This window comes from Microbacterium marmarense (assembly GCF_037204165.1).
Classification (GTDB): domain Bacteria; phylum Actinomycetota; class Actinomycetes; order Actinomycetales; family Microbacteriaceae; genus Microbacterium; species Microbacterium marmarense.
In genome coordinates, this window is the sequence record NZ_JBBDGL010000001.1 from 1,176,820 (window position 1) to 1,193,562 (window position 16,743).

The following is a 16,743-nucleotide window of genomic DNA, read 5'->3' on the forward strand; positions in this document are numbered from 1 at the left end:
GCGCGCCATGCGCTTCGTATCCGAGCGGAGTAATGCCGACAAAGCCAGCGTACTCGCCTGCAGCGGTTGCGACGAAAACATCGTTATCAGCTTGTCGCCAATTGAGCGACGGCCGTGATGACGAGATGGTGGGAATTACGAGGGTCATGCAGCTTTCAGGTGATGCGCGGCGATACAGACGCTCGTGCGCGGAAGTCGAAGGTTTGAGGCGGATGTCATGGTGACGATCCGGGCGTCAGGCTGTCTGCTACTCCACAGTGAGGCATTGAGGAATGTGACGCGTACCCGAATGGGCGACCATCAGCATAGCACGAACGCCGAGTAGAGCGGTCATCGACCGCTGTCAAGCCCCTCGCGTGGTCATTGCGCTGGTGAAAACCTGGGTGAATGACAGAGACGCAAATGACTGAGCTTTCGGCAACTGACGCATCCGCACGAGTGAAAGAGCTCGTCGAAGACATCGACTTCACCATGCTTACCACCATCGACGTTGGGGGCACGCTGGTGAGTCGTCCAATGAGTACGCGTCAGATGGATGAGAACGGCGACATCTGGTTCTTCACCGCAGACGACAGCAAGAAGGCCGACGAAGTTGACGCAGACAGCGATGTTGGACTGTCGTACTGCGACGCGAAGGGCATGCGATTCGTGTCGATCGGCGGACGCGCTCGCATCGTGCACGACCGCACCAAGATGGAGGAGCTCTATACGCAGTCACTTGACATCTGGTTCGAGAATGGGCTCGACACCCCAGACATCGCGTTGCTTCGCGTGACGCCCGTCGAGACAGAGTTCTGGGAGCCAGCCCACGGCAAGGTCGTGATGGCAGCGGGCATGCTCAAGTCGCTCGTCACGAAGGAAGTACCTGACGACACGATGCGGCACGGCCGAATCAGCTGCTGATTCAGCGCCGAGTCGCTGAGCGGCGTAGCCTGAAAAGATGTCTGCCGGCCAGCGCGCGCTGAACGCCCGCGATGCGTTAATCGCTCTCGTCAACAACGCCGAGCACAGCTTCGACGCTTTTGAGGGGATGCCTGCGGCTGCCGCGTCACGCAAAGCCGCTGTTCTCATCTTGTTCGGTGTGCTCGATTCATTGCCGAGCAGACATGACGCGCAAGACGCTGCCGTCTCGCAAGATCTAGACGTGTTGTTGTTGGCGCGAGCGTCCACGCTGCGTTCACACGCCGGACAAGTTGCGTTCCCCGGAGGCCGAGTCGACCCGGAGGACGACTCGGTCGTGGCGGCGGCCCTTCGAGAAGCGAGGGAAGAGACCGGGCTAGACCCGGCAGGCGTCGAGGTGCTCGGCGAGTTGCCCGAGGTGCCGCTCGCTTTCTCGCGCCACATGGTGACGCCGGTGATCGGATGGTGGCGACACCCGACGGCGGTCGGTGTCGTCGATGAGGCCGAGTCTTCACACGTCTTTCGCGTGCCGGTGGCAGACCTGCTCAATCCCGCCAACCGAGGAACGACCGTCTTGCGGCGCGACGGTCACGAGTGGCGTGGGCCAGGCTTCATCACGAGACACGCCGGCGATGAGCACCTCGTGTGGGGCTTCACCGCCATGTTGCTCGACGCGGTCTTTGAGTCCCTCGGCTGGACTGAGCAGTGGGATGCTGCTCGCGTGCTTCCGTTTGAGCCGCCTGTGGGCTGACGGTCACCGCACCTTCAGCATTCGTCGCAATACACTTGTGTGTGCCTTCTTCGCCGACCGACCCTGCTGAGTCTCTGCCCGACGATCTGGAAGCGGGCATCAATCTCGGTGCCAGCACTGATCTCGGTGCAGGCATCGATGCCGACGATCTCGCGACGACACTTCGTGTGCTTGAGAACATGGCGCAGATGAACGAAGCGCATCCCGACTACATCACGGTGCGCCGCGCCACGGCCGCGATGTTCAAGGCGGTGAAGCGGGAACGGCGTCGAGAGCTTCGAGCCATGGTTGCTGACGCTGATCGTGCCGTTGTGGCTGCGACGGCTACGGGAGCACCCGACCGCATCGACGATGAGACTCGCGGCATCCCGATCAGCACCGCCACGACTGCGCCCACGGCGGGAACGCTGATCAAAGCGCGCGGCTGCTACATCTGCAAGAAGCCCTACACCGTGGTGGACGCTTTCTATCATCAGCTCTGCCCGGAGTGTGCGGCCCTCAGCCACCGCAAGCGCGACGCTCGTACCGATCTGACCGATCGGCGCGCTCTGCTCACCGGCGGACGCGCCAAGATCGGAATGTACATTGCGCTGCGCCTGTTGCGAGATGGCGCGCACACGACGATCACTACTCGCTTCCCACGCGACGCTGTGCGTCGCTTTTCGAGCCTTCCCGATTCGGCAGACTGGCTGCACCGTCTCAAGGTCGTAGGCATCGATCTGCGGGATCCAGCGCAGGTGATCGGTCTCGCCGAAGACGTTGCTGCGGCAGGGCCCCTCGACATTCTGATCAACAACGCTACGCAAACCGTGCGGCGCTCGCCCGGTGCGTATCAGCCCCTGGTCGATGCGGAACTCTCGCCACTGCCTGACGGCCCCCTTCCGGAGCTGGTGACCTTCGGGCACACCAACGACCAGCACCCGCAGGCTCTCGAGCGTTCGGTTGCTGCGCACCCGGTGCTCGCCGCGGCAGCGTCGCGAGCCGATGAGCTCACCGAGCAGGCGATGGCAGCCGGATCCAGCTCGCTTGAGCGCCTCAACGCAGGCACGGCAATCGACGCTGGCGGCCTCATTCCCGATCTGCACGGGATCAACTCGTGGACTCAGCGTGTCGAAGAAGTCGACCCGCTCGAGATGCTTGAGGTGCAGCTTGCCAATACGACCGCGCCGTTCTTGCTGATCTCCAAGCTTCGGCCTGCAATGGTCGCAAGCCCTGCGCGCCGCAAGTACATCGTGAATGTCAGTGCGATGGAGGGCGTCTTCAACCGGGGCTACAAAGGACCGGGGCATCCTCACACCAACATGGCGAAGGCCGCGGTCAACATGCTGACGCGCACGAGCGCGCGGGAGATGTTCGAAAGCGACCAAATTCTGATGACGAGCGTCGATACCGGATGGATCACCGACGAGCGACCCCACCCGACCAAGGTGCGCTTGGCTGAAGAAGGATTTCATGCTCCGCTCGACCTGGTCGACGGTGCGGCGCGGGTGTACGACCCCATCGTGCGTGGTGAAGACGGTGAAGATCTGTTCGGTGTCTTCCTGAAGGACTACGAACGCGGGCAGTGGTGACGCTGCCGTGAACCTGCCGTCACCCGGTGCTCGTGTCGTCGTGCGCTATATCTTGCCGACGGGGCAGGCCACCGATGCTCTGGGTGAGTTGCTGAGCGCAGACGAACAGACGCTCGTGGTCGACGGCAAGCACGGCATAGCGACGATTCCGCGCGGCGCAGTGATCGCTGCCAAAGAAGTTCCGCCCGCGCCACCACGTCGGCCATAGCAGGTTCGGCTCGTGTCCAGGCGTGCCCACTAGACTCGACGGTGGCCGAACTGAGCGCGAAATCGGCCTCGTTGTCGCCATCGTCGTCGTCAGCACCGGTTTGTCAGTCCGCTCCCGCGGGCTCGCCGCCTGATATGCGCCAAGGAGACACTTCATGACTATTGCCGATCTGGCCACGTACGTAGACCACACCTTGCTCGCTCCCGCCGCCACGACGGCAGATGTCGAAGCAGCAATCTCTCAAGCCGCAGAGCTGGGCGCTTACAGCGTTTGCCTGTCACCCTCGGTGCTTCCGGTTGAGCTACCCGAAGAGTTGAAGCTTGCCGTTGTGGTTGGTTTTCCCAGCGGAAAACACCACAGCGAGATCAAAGCGGCAGAGGCCCGGCTTGCGGCGCTCAACCACGCCGACGAGATCGACATGGTGATTGATCTTGGCGCGGCGATCGAAGGGCGCTACGACGCCGTCGAGGCCGACATCCGCGCGGTGCGCGAGGCTGCACCCAAGCCCGTGGTTCTCAAGGTGATCATCGAGTCGGCTGCGCTATCGGACGAAGCGATCGTTGCGAGCTGCCGCGCGGCCGAGGCAGCCGGGGCCGACTTCGTCAAGACGTCGACCGGATTTCACCCGGCGGGTGGCGCGTCGCTTCACGCCGTATCGCTGATGAAGCAGACGGTCGGCGACCGGCTCGAAGTGAAGGCGTCCGGCGGGATTCGCACGCGTTCTGACGCTGAGGCCATGATCGCGGCAGGTGCCACACGTTTGGGGCTGTCGAGCACTCGCGCCATTCTCGAAGACCGCGAAGCGGTCGGCACCTACTAGCCTGGCTTCACACCGACCGCTACCGCGGAGGGAGTGTTGATGGTTCAGGTGCGTGTGGCCGGTATTGCCCTCGATCCGGCAGGACAGCATGTCATATTGCTCAAGCCGATCGATGAGCTGCCGGGTGAAGGTCAGATTCTGCCCATTTGGATAGGGGCACAAGAGGCAACGTCGATTCTCGTCGCGGTGGAAGGCGCCGAAACCCCGCGGCCGTTTGCGCACGATCTGATGCGCTCAATGCTGGCCAGCCTCGATGCGATCGTGCAGCGAATCGAGATCACGCGTATCACCGAGGGCACGTACTACGCCGAGATCGTTCTCAACGCCGGTGGCGGCACCCATCGCATTGATGCGCGACCGTCTGATGCGATCGCGCTCGCCTCGCGCGTCGGCGCTGAGCTCTGGGTCGCAGACGAGGTGATTCTTCAGGCAGGCATCGTCGACGAGGTGACCGACGACGAAGAAGTTGCACACGGCGCAGTTGATCCCGAGGTCGTCGATCCTGTTGTCGCCGAAGAACGCGTCGATGAGTTCAAGCGCTTCTTGGAGAACGTCGATCCCGACGATTTTCGCGGCTGATTGTCCTCGGGGTCGGCCTCAGCGGACAGCGATCAGCTCAAGCGCACCCTCGATGCGCTTGAGCACCGTCAACGCTGAGCTCGCTGCCAGCCGGCGTCACATCACTGAGGCTTCCACCCCAGCGAAGGGGCGACGTGCTTGGCAAAAGACTCCACAATGCGAAGGTTGAACTCGACGCCCAGCTGGCTTGGGATCGTCAGCATGAGGGTATCGGCGCTCTGAATTGCGGCGTCGCCGAGCAGCTGCTCGACGAGCACATCGGGGGCTGCCGCGTATGTCTTGCCGAATGTTGAGCGCATGCCGTCGATTACGCCGACCTGGTCACCATCCTGTCGGCCGCCGAAGTACATGTCTTCTTCGGCAGTTGTGATGGGAAAGATCGAACGGCTGACCGAGACCCGGGGTGTTCCGGCATGTCCGGCGTCGCGCCACGCGTTGCGGAAGACGTCGATCTGTCTCGCCTGCAGCTCGTCGAACGGCACATCGCCAGACTCGGTGAGCAGCGTCGACGACATCAGGTTGACGCCGGTTCGCCCAGCCCACTCGGCGGTCTCGCTGTTGCCAGCACCCCACCAGATTCGGGAACGCAGACCGGGGGAATACGGTTCGATTCGCTGCGGTCCGGTTCCACCACCAAAGGGGGAGTGCGGGTCGCGCTCTGCCATGCCCTCGCCCTCGACCGCGCGGAGGAAGGTAGAGAAGTGCTCGCGAGCGATGTCAGCCCCGCGCGGGTCGTTCGCGCCGGTGTAGCCGAACGCTTCGTAGCCGCGTACGACCGACTCGGGTGAGCCGCGGCTGACACCGAGTGCGAGTCGTCCGTCGCTGATCAGATCCACCGCGGCGGCTTCTTCGGCGAGATAGAGCGGGTTCTCGTAGTGCATGTCGATTACGCCCGTGCCGATCTCGATGCGCTTCGTCGTAGCCGCGATCGCGGCGAGCAACGGCAAGGGGGCGGCCTGTTGGCGAGCGAAATGGTGAACCCGAAAGTAGACACCGTTCGCGCCAAGCTCGTCCATGCCCTGCGCCAGGTCGATGGCCTGTTTCATCGAGTCGCCAGCGGTCAGGATGCGGCCGCCGCCGAGAGGGCCGTAGTGTCCGAATGAGAGAGTGCCGAAGCTTTGCATAGTGGATGCAACGGTACGCCAGCGGCATCCATTCCCATGAATGCATTACGTATCGGTGCCCCCGATATCGTGGAACCGACCTGACAAGAAGGAGGCCGGCTCGATGATGCAGGTGCGCACATTGGATGCGGCTGATTGGCCTGCGGTAGAGATGATCTACGCCGCAGGGATCGATGACGGCCTCGCAACGTTCGAGACCTCGACCCCGAGCTGGGATTCGTTCGACGCGGGAAAGCTGTCTATTGCGCGATTCGTCGCTGTCGATGACGGCGGGACCATCGCTGGGTGGGTGGCAGGATCGCGGGTGTCGTCCAGGCCAGCGTATAGCGGAGTCGTCGAACACTCGGTCTATGTCAGTCCTGATGCTCGAGGCCGCGGAGTTGGCCGGTTGCTGCTGATGGCGTTCATCGCCGCGTGTGAAAGCGAAGGCATCTGGACAATCCAGGCGAGCGTTTTTGCTGACAACACCGCGAGCCAGCGGTTGCACGAATCACTCGGGTTCCGGGTCGTCGGTACGAGGGAACGGATCGCGCGAGCAGGTTCGGGACCGTTCGCTGGTACGTGGCGCGACACCGTGTTGGTCGAGCGCCGCAGCGCCCTCGCGGGCAGCGACTGAGATGCCTGCGGCTGTTGCCGCGCGAGTTGCCGTTCGCCCGCTGTTAACACTGATGCCGCAACCTGGATCCACTCGATGCCTGGGATCTAGGAGACGCTGATGGCTGTAACTGCACCCGTGACTCGCACTGTTTCGGAACACATTGACGAGACGGGGCAGGCCGGACTCACCGCGTTGCAACAGCGCACGTGGTTCTTGGCCGCTGCCGGCAAGTTCTTCGAAGGCATGATCGTCTTTCTCGTCGGTGTGGCAACGCCGCTGATCGCCGCGCAATATTCGTTGTCTACCGCGCAGATCGGACTGGTCACGGCCATGCCCCTGCTGGGCATTCTGATCGGTGCTTCTGCTCTGGGCGGGCTCGCTGACAAGGTGGGCCGGCGCCCGCTTTTCCTATGGGAGATGGGCCTGCTCACCGCGTGCCTCGTTGGCGTATCATTCAGCAATTCGTTGCCGATCTTCCTGCTATTTCTGCTCGGCACTGGCCTGGCTCTTGGCTCCGACTATCCGGTCGCGCACTTGATGATCTCTGAGACGCTTCCGACCAAGATTCGCGGCCGCAGAGTGCTCGCGGCGTTCGGCTTCCAAGCGGTCGGAGCGGTTGCCGGCACCGGTGTGGGAATGCTGGTGCTCAGCCAACGCGAAGAGCTCTCCGACTGGCGCATCATGTTCGCCCTTGTGATCATTCCCGCGTTCGTCGTCACGATCGCGCGCATCTTCACCGCCCAGAGCCCGCATTGGCTGGCGTCGAAGGGCCGCTACGACGAAGCCGAAGCGGTGCTTGCCGCACTCTGTTTCGGAGACCACAAGGCGGGCGACTTGCGCATTACGCGTGAGGCGCCGGTAGCTGACGCGGTGAAGGCTGACCAGAAAGCGTCTCAGTCGAGCATAAAGACGCTGTTCAAGCGTCCGTTGCGTCGCGCGACGATCCTGACCAGCGTGCCTTGGTTTCTGCAAGACCTCGGCACCTACGGCATCGGCATTTTCACCCCGATCGTTATCGCGACCACGCTCGGCACCGACACCACGGGTCTCGACGACACCGTATCTGGCGTGATCGCGAGCGACCTGCAGGGCGCCGAGGGCGCGTTCATCATCGACACCTTCTTGCTCGTCGGTCTTGCAGTGGCACTCTTTCTGGTCGACCGAGTCGGACGCATCCGGCTTCAAGTCGTTGGTTTCATCGGCTGCGGCATCGGCCTAGCGATCGCCGCGTCGTCGGTGTTCTTTGAGAACCCGACGTTTGCGATCTTCGCGGGCTTCATGATCTTCAACTTCTCGACCAACCTCGGCCCGAACACGATGACGTATGTGCTCGCCGGAGAAGTCTTCCCGACGCGTGTGCGGGGAAAAGGCGCAGGGTTCGCGGCATCCGCGGGAAAAGTGGGCGCCGTGCTGACTGCCTTTCTGTTTCCCACCCTGCTCGACGTGTGGGGCCAGGGCGTGCTGCTGACCGTGCTTGTCGCGACATCGCTGCTCGGGGCCGTGATCACATGGAAGTTCCGCATCAACACCGTCGGCATGAGCCTTGAACAAGTCGATACCGGCGCGGTCATCGAAGTGCTCCCGGCCGCTCCCGCCCCGCGCGCCGCATAGATAAAAGAAGCTGGCGATGGGGATGCTGCCGGGCGGCGCGAGGTGTGGGCAGGCCAACGAAGAAGACCCCGGCAGATGGCCCCAGAAATGACAGATGTCTCGCGACATATGAGACACATGTCGCGAGACATCACATGGCGGAGGATAGGGGATTCGAACCCCTGAGAGCTTTCACTCAACACGCTTTCCAAGCGTGCGCCATAGGCCACTAGGCGAATCCTCCAGCAGCCCGTGAGGGCCGCAGACAATCCTACCTTGTCTGCGCTGGCCGACTGTCACTCCTGACGAAGACCGGTTGCCCCCGCGTACACACTGCCCGGTCGCACAAGCAAAGAACGCGGCACGACGACGGCAAGAACACGCCTCGAGGCCGCAACGTGAGCGAACAATGAAGCGCTCGCTTCGACCGCCGCGGCAGCCGCAGCATCGGTCAAACCGTAGTTGCGGCCGATCGTTCCGGAATAGCTCGCATGCTCGATCGCGTAGACAAGAGTCTGCATCGCGTCGCTCGACGCTTCGTGGTCGCTCACCAGGCGGTTCGCGAACGCTCGGGGCGTTTCAGCACCGGGAACCGAGATGCCGAGATCGATCGCCGCGTTCTGCACGATCGCCCATGCGGCCAGTGCATCGCCATCATTGGCTGAACGAATGAGCGACCGTTGCCTCGCCGCGCGAATAATGGCGGGCGCCGTCAGCGCAGCGAGAATGAACACGACTGCGCCCAACACCGGATAGAAGTTCGTCTCCGCGTCGCGAATGACTCCGCTGGCGCCATCCAAAGGAACATTCAGATCCTGCAGATCTGCTCCCGGCGTCGACGTTGCGGTCGGCCGCTCTTCGGGCTGCGCGGTCAGCGAATTATCGGCAGCACCCGGGGTGAACGATTCCGGGGCGAAGGCGGTGGGCGTGCCGAGGCCGGCTGTCGGCTCGAAGCCGACCCATCCGACGCCTTCGAAATACACTTCGGGCCAGGAATGCAGGGTGTCACTCATCACCGAATACACCGGCTCGCCGTCTTCGACCTCGCCGGTGACGTTGCCCGGCAGGTAGCCCACGACAATACGTGTCGGCATATCGAGAGTGCGAGCCATCATCGTGAATGCGGCGGCGAAGTGAACGCAGTAGCCCTCACGAACCTCGAGAAACTCCGCCACGGCATCGGCGCCGCTTCCATCGAAGCCATCTTCGACGGGAGCTTCGAGGGAATACCGAAACTCACCGCCACGGAACCAGCGCTGCAGTGCGATGAGCGCGTCGTAGTCGTTGGTGGTGCCCTCGGTGACCTCAGCAGCGAGTTCTCCGATGATGGGCGGGAGGTCGTCGGGAAGAGCGACGGTGGCGTCATCGATACGCGGGCTTGGCGCAGCATCCATTGATCGAATCTGCTCGCGAGTCGGGCGCGCTGCGAGTGAAGAAACCTCATATTGCTGGCCTTGAGTAGTCGCCGACTGTGAGACCACCGTGCGATTCGCCGGCACCGCAGACCACGACCCCTCGAGCCCGGACACCGCTGTCGCCGCCCACGGGATCGGCAACCAGTACGAGGCGAGGTTCACCACAGACACTGAGGTCTCGGCGGGGGTGATGAGCACATCTTCATCAACGTTCAGTTCGACCAACCCCGATGAACTCTCCAGCGGCACCGTTCGCAACGGATCGGGTTCCCAGACGGCGCCGTCGAACTGTGACAGCGTCGTGGCTCTCAAGTACGGGGGCGATGAAGCATTCGATTGGTACCGAATGACTTCAATCGGATCTGGCTGGCGCAGATCATCGCCCAGTGACAGTGAAGCGTCGATGCCCGGGCCCGCACCGAATTGCGAGCCCACGCGCACAGTCGGTTCAGGAAGAAGGGGAGATGCCGCTACTGCGACGACCACGGCGATCGCGGCGATTCCCATCGCTGTCGCGGGCACGCCCGCCGTCCGCTCGGCCTGCTGTTCGGCGGGCTTCTCGCGTGATCGCGTCTCGGCGCGGAGCAGAAAGAGGATCGCCGCGGCCAGATAGATGAACGACATGACGTCGGCCTCATCGCTGACGACGATCGCGGGAATAAGCGAAACAGCGATCAAGCCGACAGACGCAAGCAACGGCATGCGTGCGGTGATCACAACGTGGTCGATGATGATCGCCAACAGCCCCATCGCGCCGACAATGAGAACGGACACCGCGATGGAGGGCTCCAGGGGCGCTGCTCCCTGGATGATCTCGTCTTGAGCTGCGGCCAATACCGTGGGCAACGCGTCGATCGTCGCGGGCGTCGGCACCACCCAGAACAGGGCAGTGCTGCCGAAAAAGGCGCCGGTCATGAACAATGCCCAAAGAACGATCTCAATCAGTGAGACCGCGATCGCGGGCAGGCGCGCGCGGCGGGCGAAGTATCCGGCCATCAAGATGACAGCGGCAAGCGCGAGCGCGCCGAACAGCCACCCGCTCGGTTCCACCACGTTCAATACGGGCAGCAGAGCGGCCGTGAGCGCCGCGTAGACCGCGATCGTGAGCGTGCGGGCGCCACGCCGAGACACTCGCATCTCGGCAACCTCTGGCGTCACGCTCGACGCGGCTGCGTTACGCCACGACATGGCTGGCTCCATGCCCTGTCGCCTCACGCCACGCATCGGCGAAATCGCCCTCAACGTCTATCCGCCCGACGTGCCAGCCGCTTTCGGATGCTGATGCCAGGGCTTGGGCATCGGGGGCGACAGCGAACAAGACGGGCAGGCTGGAGTGGTGCACGGCGGGAGCGAGAGCATCAGCATCCGCCGAGGACAACTGCCCGGTGATGACAACGACCGGACCCGTCGCCGACCCCGTGAACAGCCGGGCAAGGTCAGGCAGGTCATCGCCGCGACGAGCGGTCACGTCGGCGAACTGCGTGAGCATCTCGTCGAGCTCACTCACATCACCGCCGTCGATTCGCTCTATCAAGACGGTGCCGTCACTGTCGATCACCTCGGCGGTGTACCCGTCGCGCACGAGCCGAGCCACGACGGAAACGCATGCTGAGACGGCAGCTTCAAAGGCATCGTCGCCCCCTGGTGCGTAGCGGGCCTGGCGTCCCCACCGTTCGCCGCTTCGATCGAGCACGACAGTGGCCTCGGGCGTGGACTCCTGCTCTTCTTGGCGCACCATGAGGGTGTCGCGGTGCGCTGTTGCCCGCCAGTGGATTCGTCGCATGGAATCACCAGAGGCATACGGGCGCGCTACGAGGTTGTCGGCGCCCTGGCCGAGTTGGGTGGTTTCGCTGTGCACCAACCCGCCGGATTCTCCGGTGAAGTGATTGAGCGCAGACACATCGACCAAGGCGGGAGCGACCGTGACAGAAGTGCGAGTGTCGAAGCGCGTGCGACGCACGGCAAGCCCGAACGGGTCGCTTGTTCTGATGAAGAACGGGCCGATAGAACGGGTTCCCCGAACCTCACCAGTCACCTCATACGTAACTTCAACCGTGCGCTCGCCGTTGCGAAAGGCCGAACTAATCGCCGGGAGCACGCCGTCGGCGGTGCCGCTCAGACCCTTCGGCAGGGTGTCATGCCAGGTGCCAGGCGGCGTGGGTACGGCCGTGCGTACCCCCACACGAGTCGTGACAACGGTCGCTTCGCCCACCTGCGCGACTTCGGGACTAATCGTTCTGACCACAGTGTCGGTACGTCGAGTGAGAGACACCGCCGCGAGGCTCGCGAGCACCACAGCGAGCAACAGCACACCGAAGTAGAGCAGCTCAGTGACGCCGAGCTCGTGTGCGAGCGCAAAGCACACGCCCGAAAGTGCAAGCGCGCCCGTACCCCGCGCTGTCAGCGGCCACCAGCGAACCATGTGAGCGTCACTGCCTCGGCGCGATGGGCACTCGTGTGCTTGCCGCGATCCGTTCGAGGATCACAGTCACAGCATCGGTGCTGCCTCGGGCGCGTCCTGCGCCCGCAGCGCGGGTGGGTATGAGCCGGTGAGCGAAGACCGGAACGAGCAACGCCGCAATATCGTCTGGAATCACAAAGTGGCGACCGTCGAGCGCTGCCCATACTTTGGCCGCCCGCACGAGCTGGAGTGTTGCTCGAGGGCTTGCCCCCAGTCGTAGATCGGAATGATGCCGGGTGGCGTGGGCGAGCGATACGGCGTACTCCTCGACCGCGGGCGAGACATGCACCGAACGCGCCCAGGTGATGAGAGTGCTGACCTGCGCTGACGTCACCACGGGAGCGAGAGTGGTGAGCGGGTTCACCGCATCGCGCTGGCGCAGCATGAGCTGCTCCGATTTCTGATCGGGGTAGCCCATAGAAACGCGCATCATGAATCGGTCGCGCTGGGCCTCAGGCAGTGCGTAGGTGCCTTCCATCTCGAGGGGATTCTGAGTGGCGACGACCAAGAACGGCTTGGGCAGATTGTGGGTGTGTCCATCGACGGTGACCTGAACTTCTTCCATCGCCTCGAGCAACGCCGACTGGGTCTTGGGCGACGAGCGGTTGATCTCGTCAGCGATCACGATGTTGGCGAATATCGCGCCGCGTTTGAACTCGAATTCGCGTTCGACCGGATTGAACACGCTGACACCCGTTACATCGCCGGGCAGCAGATCGGGGGTGAACTGAATGCGCCGCACTGTTGCATCGACCGATGCCGCCAGTGCGCGGGCGAGCATCGTCTTGCCGACGCCTGGCACGTCTTCGACGAGTAAATGTCCTTCCGCCAGCAGACAGACCAATGCGCTTCGCACCGCGTCGGGCTTGCCGTCGATGACGGTGCTCACCGATGCGGCAATGGCGGCCGCAGCATCCGAAAACCGACTGGGGTTCATGTCGCCGGATAGATCCATTGCGGTGCTCGTCATCGTGGTGTCAACCACCGTGACCTCCCTTGTGCCGCCTCGGGTGACGGTCATTCGGGCCCCATCGCCCTTTATGCAATCGTAACAATCACCTCGAGCGCGCGGGCCGGGTGGGATTAACAGCGCTCTAACTTGCGCCGCGTGCTGACGGCGCCCGCACTCGGGTTAGACTTGTGGCAGCTCTCCGCGAGGCGGCATCCAGGCCAACTCCCCCAGGACGGAAACGTAGCAAGGGTAACCAGGCTCTGCCGGGTTCGCGGAGAGTCTTACTTTTTCTGCAGGCATATCCGCGATTTGCGTTGATCACAGCCTCTAGGCTGGTGCCCGTGGCGCAGAGCATCTTCATCACGTCAGCCGAAGGTCATTCGGGAAAGTCGACCGTTGCCTTGGGGGTTCTCGACGCGCTTAGCGCGGCGACGCCGAAGGTGGGGGTGTTTCGAGCGATTGCGCGTTCCACGCTCGAGCGCGACTATGTGCTCGAGATGCTGCTCGGTCACGACGGCGTCGACCTCGCGTACGAGGAGTGCGTCGGGGTCACCTACGACGATGTGCGCGCCGATCCCGAAGCGGCGCTCGCGACGATCGTGGAACGCTACAAAGCTGTGCAGGCGCAGTGCGATGCGGTAGTCATCGTGGGCAGCGACTACACCGACGTGGGAAGCCCCGCCGAGCTCGCCTTCAACGCCCGTATCGCGGCGAACCTGGGTGCTCCCGTCGTTCTTGTGCTCGGAGGGCGTGCCGCGCAGGGTCAGCCCGAGCAACTCGGTTCGAGCATTCCGCGCACGGCGGCGGAAATGGGCCAGATCGCCTCACTTGCGCTGGCAGAGCTCGCACATGGTCGCGCAGAGCTCTTCGCCGTTGTCGCCAATCGCGCAGACCCCGAGCAGATGGATGCCACGGTGTCGGCGATCAACCAGGCGATCGGGGCCTCAGCATTCGGGCGTTCGGAGGCCGTGCCGATTTGGACGATTCCCGAAGACCGCATTCTGGTGTCGCCGTCGATGCGGGGCGTGCAACGCGCGGTGGAAGGCGAGTTGCTCTCGGGCGACCCCACATTGCTGACGCGCGAGGCGCTCGGGGTCGTGGTCGCGGGCATGTCGATGGTGAACGTGTTGCCGCGCCTCTTTGACGGCGCTGTCGTCGTTATTCCCGCAGACCGCACCGAAGTGCTGCTCGCGGCGCTGCTCGCGAACGCTTCTGGAACTTTCCCTTCGCTCGCGGGCATCGTGCTCAACGGTGGATTCGAGGTGCCTGAGCCCGTAATGCAGCTTCTCGACGGGCTGGGCTCGAGCTTGCCGATCATCACGACCGACTACGGCACGTACGAAACGACCTTGCGCATCATGTCCACTCGTGGGCGCCTGGCCGCCGACTCGCGTAGCCGCTACGACACCGCGCTGGCGCTGTTCGAACAGAACGTTGACACTGAAGAACTGCGGCGCGCGTTCGGCCTCGCCGAAGCGACCGTCGTAACGCCGCTGATGTTCGAGTTTCAACTTATTGAGCGCGCGCGTTCGCAGCGTCGCAAGATCGTGCTGCCAGAAGGATCCGATGACCGCGTCTTGCGCGCGGCAGCGACCGTACTCAAGCGCGACATCGCCGACCTCGTGATTCTCGGTGAACCGATCGAAGTGCGCGCGCGGGCACTTGAGCTCGGGCTCGATCTGAAGGGCGCTGAGATACTCTCGCCGTTTGATGCCGTCTACGTGCACAAGTTCGCTGAGGAGTACGCGAAGCTTCGTGCGCACAAGGGCATGACGGTGGAGCGGGCCGCTGACACAGTCACTGACGTGTCGTACTTCGGAACTCTGATGGTTCACCTCGGTCTCGCCGACGGGATGGTGTCAGGCGCCGCACACACGACAGCCCACACAATCCGCCCCGCGTTCGAGATCATCAAGACGAAGCCGGGCGTATCGGTGGTGTCAAGCGTCTTCTTGATGGCGCTCGCCGACCGCGTGCTCGTGTACGGCGACTGCGCGGTGATTCCCGACCCCACGAGCGGCCAGCTCGCCGATATTGCGATCTCATCGGCTGCGACGGCGAGCCAGTTCGGAATCGATGTGCGAGTGGCGATGCTCTCGTACTCCACGGGGGAGTCAGGCACCGGCGCCGACGTTGAGAAGGTACGCGAAGCGACGGCGCTGGTGCGTGAACGCCAGCCCGAGCTGTTGGTGGAAGGACCGATTCAGTACGACGCTGCTGCCGATGCAGCCGTTGCCGCGGCCAAGATGCCCACGTCGCAGGTAGCCGGTCGTGCCACGGTCTTCATCTTTCCCGACCTCAACACCGGCAACAACACCTACAAAGCGGTGCAGCGTTCGGCGGGCGCCGTCGCGATGGGGCCGGTGCTGCAGGGTCTCAACAAACCGATCAACGATCTGTCGCGAGGAGCGCTTGTGTCTGACATCGTGAACACGATTGCGATCACCGCGATCCAGGCGCAAGAAGTGAGCCCCACGTGATTCCTGTGCTCGTGGTCAACAGCGGCTCGTCGTCGTTCAAGTACCAGCTCATCGACATGGAGACCGAGGCGACGCTCGCCTCGGGACTGGTGGAGCGCATCGGCGAAGACATCGGCAGGGCTAAACACACCGTCTATCCCGCCGCCGCGCTCGGCGAGAACGCTCCTGCGGTGCTCGACGCTTCCTACGTGCAAGAGATGCCAATCGCCGATCACACAGCCGGCTTCCAAGTGATGATCGACGCCTTCACAGCGAACGGGCCCGCTCTCGCAGACCACCCGCCGATTGCGGTTGGACATCGTGTCGTGCATGGGGGAGCGCGCTTTTTCGAACCGACGCTCATCACGCCCCTCGTAGAGATCAACATTTCTGAGCTGTCGGTGCTTGCTCCGTTGCACAACCCGGCAAACCTCGCCGGCATCGTCGCGGCCCGCGAAACGTTCGCCGACGTGCCTCATGTCGCGGTGTTCGATACCGCGTTCCACCAGACTCTGCCTCCGGCGGCGTACACCTACGCCATCGATCGCAAGCTCGCCGAGGCGCATCGCATCCGCCGCTACGGATTCCACGGCACGTCGCACAAATTCGTGAGCGAGGCGGCCGCCGCATTCCTCGGCCGCCCCAACAGCGAGTTGCGCCAGATCGTCTTTCACCTCGGCAACGGGGCCTCGGCAGCGGCGATCGACCGTGGACGCTCAGTGGAGACCTCGATGGGGCTGACCCCGTTGGAGGGGCTGGTGATGGGAACCCGCTCGGGTGATCTTGATCCAGCGGTGCTGCTTCATCTGGCTCGGCGCGAAGGCATGACAATTGACGAGCTCGATCAACTGCTGAACAAGCGCAGTGGGCTGATGGGCATGGCAGGCATGTCAGACCACCGCGATCTGAAAGCGGCGATCGAAGACGGTGACAAGCATGCGCTGCTCGCCTACGAGGTCTATGTTCACCGGCTGCGTGCCTACGCGGGGGCCTACCTCGCGCAGTTGGGCGGCGTCGATGTCATCTCGTTCACCGCGGGCGTGGGCGAGAACGCGCCGCTGGTCAGAGCGAGTGCGCTTGAGACTCTCGGCTTTGCAGGGATCGAGATCGATAGCGAACGCAATCTTTCGTCCGAGCGTGGCATCCGTGTGATCTCGACGGATGCTTCGCCCGTAACGGTTCTGGTGGTACCTACCGATGAAGAGCTGGAGATTGCTCGCCAGACGCTGAGCGTGGCGAGATCATGATTGACGCCGCGCGCCCGGGCCGCGCTACGCTGGCACGACGGCGCGAAGGCGAGCCGATGTCCGACATC

The 16,743-nt window shown here is 63.4% G+C and carries 14 protein-coding genes, 1 tRNA gene and 1 other RNA gene; 11 read left to right on the top strand and 5 right to left on the bottom strand.

All coding sequences use genetic code 11. From position 1 onward, the window contains the following. Positions 1-387: 387 nt before the first annotated feature. The 6 genes from WDU96_RS05365 to WDU96_RS05390 all read left to right on the top strand — a co-directional run bounded on the left by WDU96_RS05365 (position 388) and on the right by WDU96_RS05390 (position 4,829). Complete coding sequence (locus WDU96_RS05365; protein ID WP_337337446.1) at positions 388-903, top strand: pyridoxamine 5'-phosphate oxidase family protein; 516 nt, start codon at positions 388-390, stop codon at positions 901-903. Positions 904-940: 37 nt separating this feature from the next. After that, complete coding sequence (locus tag WDU96_RS05370) at positions 941-1,651, top strand: NUDIX hydrolase (RefSeq protein ID WP_420063932.1); 711 nt, start codon at positions 941-943, stop codon at positions 1,649-1,651. Between the two features lie 98 nt (positions 1,652-1,749). Continuing rightward, on the top strand, positions 1,750-3,222 hold the full coding sequence (locus WDU96_RS05375) for an SDR family NAD(P)-dependent oxidoreductase (protein WP_337337660.1): 1,473 nt from the start codon (positions 1,750-1,752) through the stop codon (positions 3,220-3,222). Between the two features lie 7 nt (positions 3,223-3,229). Next, a complete protein-coding gene (locus WDU96_RS05380) occupies positions 3,230-3,430 on the top strand; it encodes a putative acetyltransferase (RefSeq protein WP_337337447.1) in 201 nt (66 codons plus the stop codon). Positions 3,431-3,584: 154 nt separating this feature from the next. After that, the gene (gene deoC / locus WDU96_RS05385; RefSeq protein WP_337337448.1) at positions 3,585-4,250 is read left to right on the top strand and encodes a deoxyribose-phosphate aldolase; all 666 of its coding nucleotides are present in this window, start codon (positions 3,585-3,587) and stop codon (positions 4,248-4,250) included. 39 nt (positions 4,251-4,289) lie between these two features. Next, the gene (locus WDU96_RS05390) at positions 4,290-4,829 is read left to right on the top strand and encodes a bifunctional nuclease family protein (RefSeq protein WP_337337449.1); all 540 of its coding nucleotides are present in this window, start codon (positions 4,290-4,292) and stop codon (positions 4,827-4,829) included. A 101-nt stretch (positions 4,830-4,930) separates the two neighbouring features. On the opposite strand, the gene WDU96_RS05395 is transcribed toward WDU96_RS05390, so the two are convergent. Then, positions 4,931-5,953 (bottom strand): LLM class flavin-dependent oxidoreductase, encoded by a 1,023-nt coding sequence (locus WDU96_RS05395; protein WP_337337450.1) that lies wholly within the window; start codon positions 5,951-5,953, stop codon positions 4,931-4,933. A gap of 103 nt (positions 5,954-6,056) precedes the next feature. Here WDU96_RS05395 and WDU96_RS05400 point away from each other — a divergent pair, with 103 nt between their 5' ends. Both WDU96_RS05400 and WDU96_RS05405 read left to right on the top strand, forming a co-directional pair. Then, positions 6,057-6,569, top strand: coding sequence for a GNAT family N-acetyltransferase (locus WDU96_RS05400; protein ID WP_337337451.1), 513 nt, complete (start codon positions 6,057-6,059; stop codon positions 6,567-6,569). A gap of 99 nt (positions 6,570-6,668) precedes the next feature. Next, positions 6,669-8,162 carry an MFS transporter gene (locus WDU96_RS05405; protein ID WP_337337452.1) on the top strand — a complete coding sequence of 498 codons (1,494 nt, stop codon included), beginning with the start codon at positions 6,669-6,671 and terminating at the stop codon, positions 8,160-8,162. A gap of 135 nt (positions 8,163-8,297) precedes the next feature. On the opposite strand, the gene WDU96_RS05410 is transcribed toward WDU96_RS05405, so the two are convergent. The 4 genes from WDU96_RS05410 to WDU96_RS05425 form a co-directional block, all read right to left on the bottom strand. Next, positions 8,298-8,385, bottom strand: a tRNA-Ser gene (locus WDU96_RS05410). Between the two features lie 52 nt (positions 8,386-8,437). Then, a complete protein-coding gene (locus tag WDU96_RS05415; RefSeq protein WP_337337453.1) occupies positions 8,438-10,744 on the bottom strand; it encodes a transglutaminase TgpA family protein in 2,307 nt (768 codons plus the stop codon). Next, on the bottom strand, positions 10,731-11,978 hold the full coding sequence (locus WDU96_RS05420) for a DUF58 domain-containing protein (protein ID WP_337337454.1): 1,248 nt from the start codon (positions 11,976-11,978) through the stop codon (positions 10,731-10,733). The genes WDU96_RS05415 and WDU96_RS05420 overlap by 14 nt, the downstream gene beginning before the upstream one ends. A 7-nt stretch (positions 11,979-11,985) precedes the next feature. Beyond that, on the bottom strand, positions 11,986-12,972 hold the full coding sequence (locus WDU96_RS05425) for an AAA family ATPase (protein ID WP_420063939.1): 987 nt from the start codon (positions 12,970-12,972) through the stop codon (positions 11,986-11,988). A 187-nt stretch (positions 12,973-13,159) separates the two neighbouring features. Here WDU96_RS05425 and ffs point away from each other — a divergent pair. From ffs to WDU96_RS05440, 3 genes are all read left to right on the top strand, one after another. Continuing rightward, an RNA gene (gene ffs / locus WDU96_RS05430) (signal recognition particle sRNA small type) lies at positions 13,160-13,256 on the top strand. Positions 13,257-13,310: 54 nt separating this feature from the next. Next, entirely contained in the window at positions 13,311-15,449 is a 2,139-nt protein-coding gene (gene pta / locus WDU96_RS05435; RefSeq protein WP_337337455.1) for a phosphate acetyltransferase, read from the top strand. Next, on the top strand, positions 15,446-16,675 hold the full coding sequence (locus WDU96_RS05440) for an acetate/propionate family kinase (protein ID WP_337337456.1): 1,230 nt from the start codon (positions 15,446-15,448) through the stop codon (positions 16,673-16,675). Before pta ends, WDU96_RS05440 begins: the two co-directional genes overlap by 4 nt. The last annotated feature ends 68 nt before the right edge of the window (positions 16,676-16,743 follow it).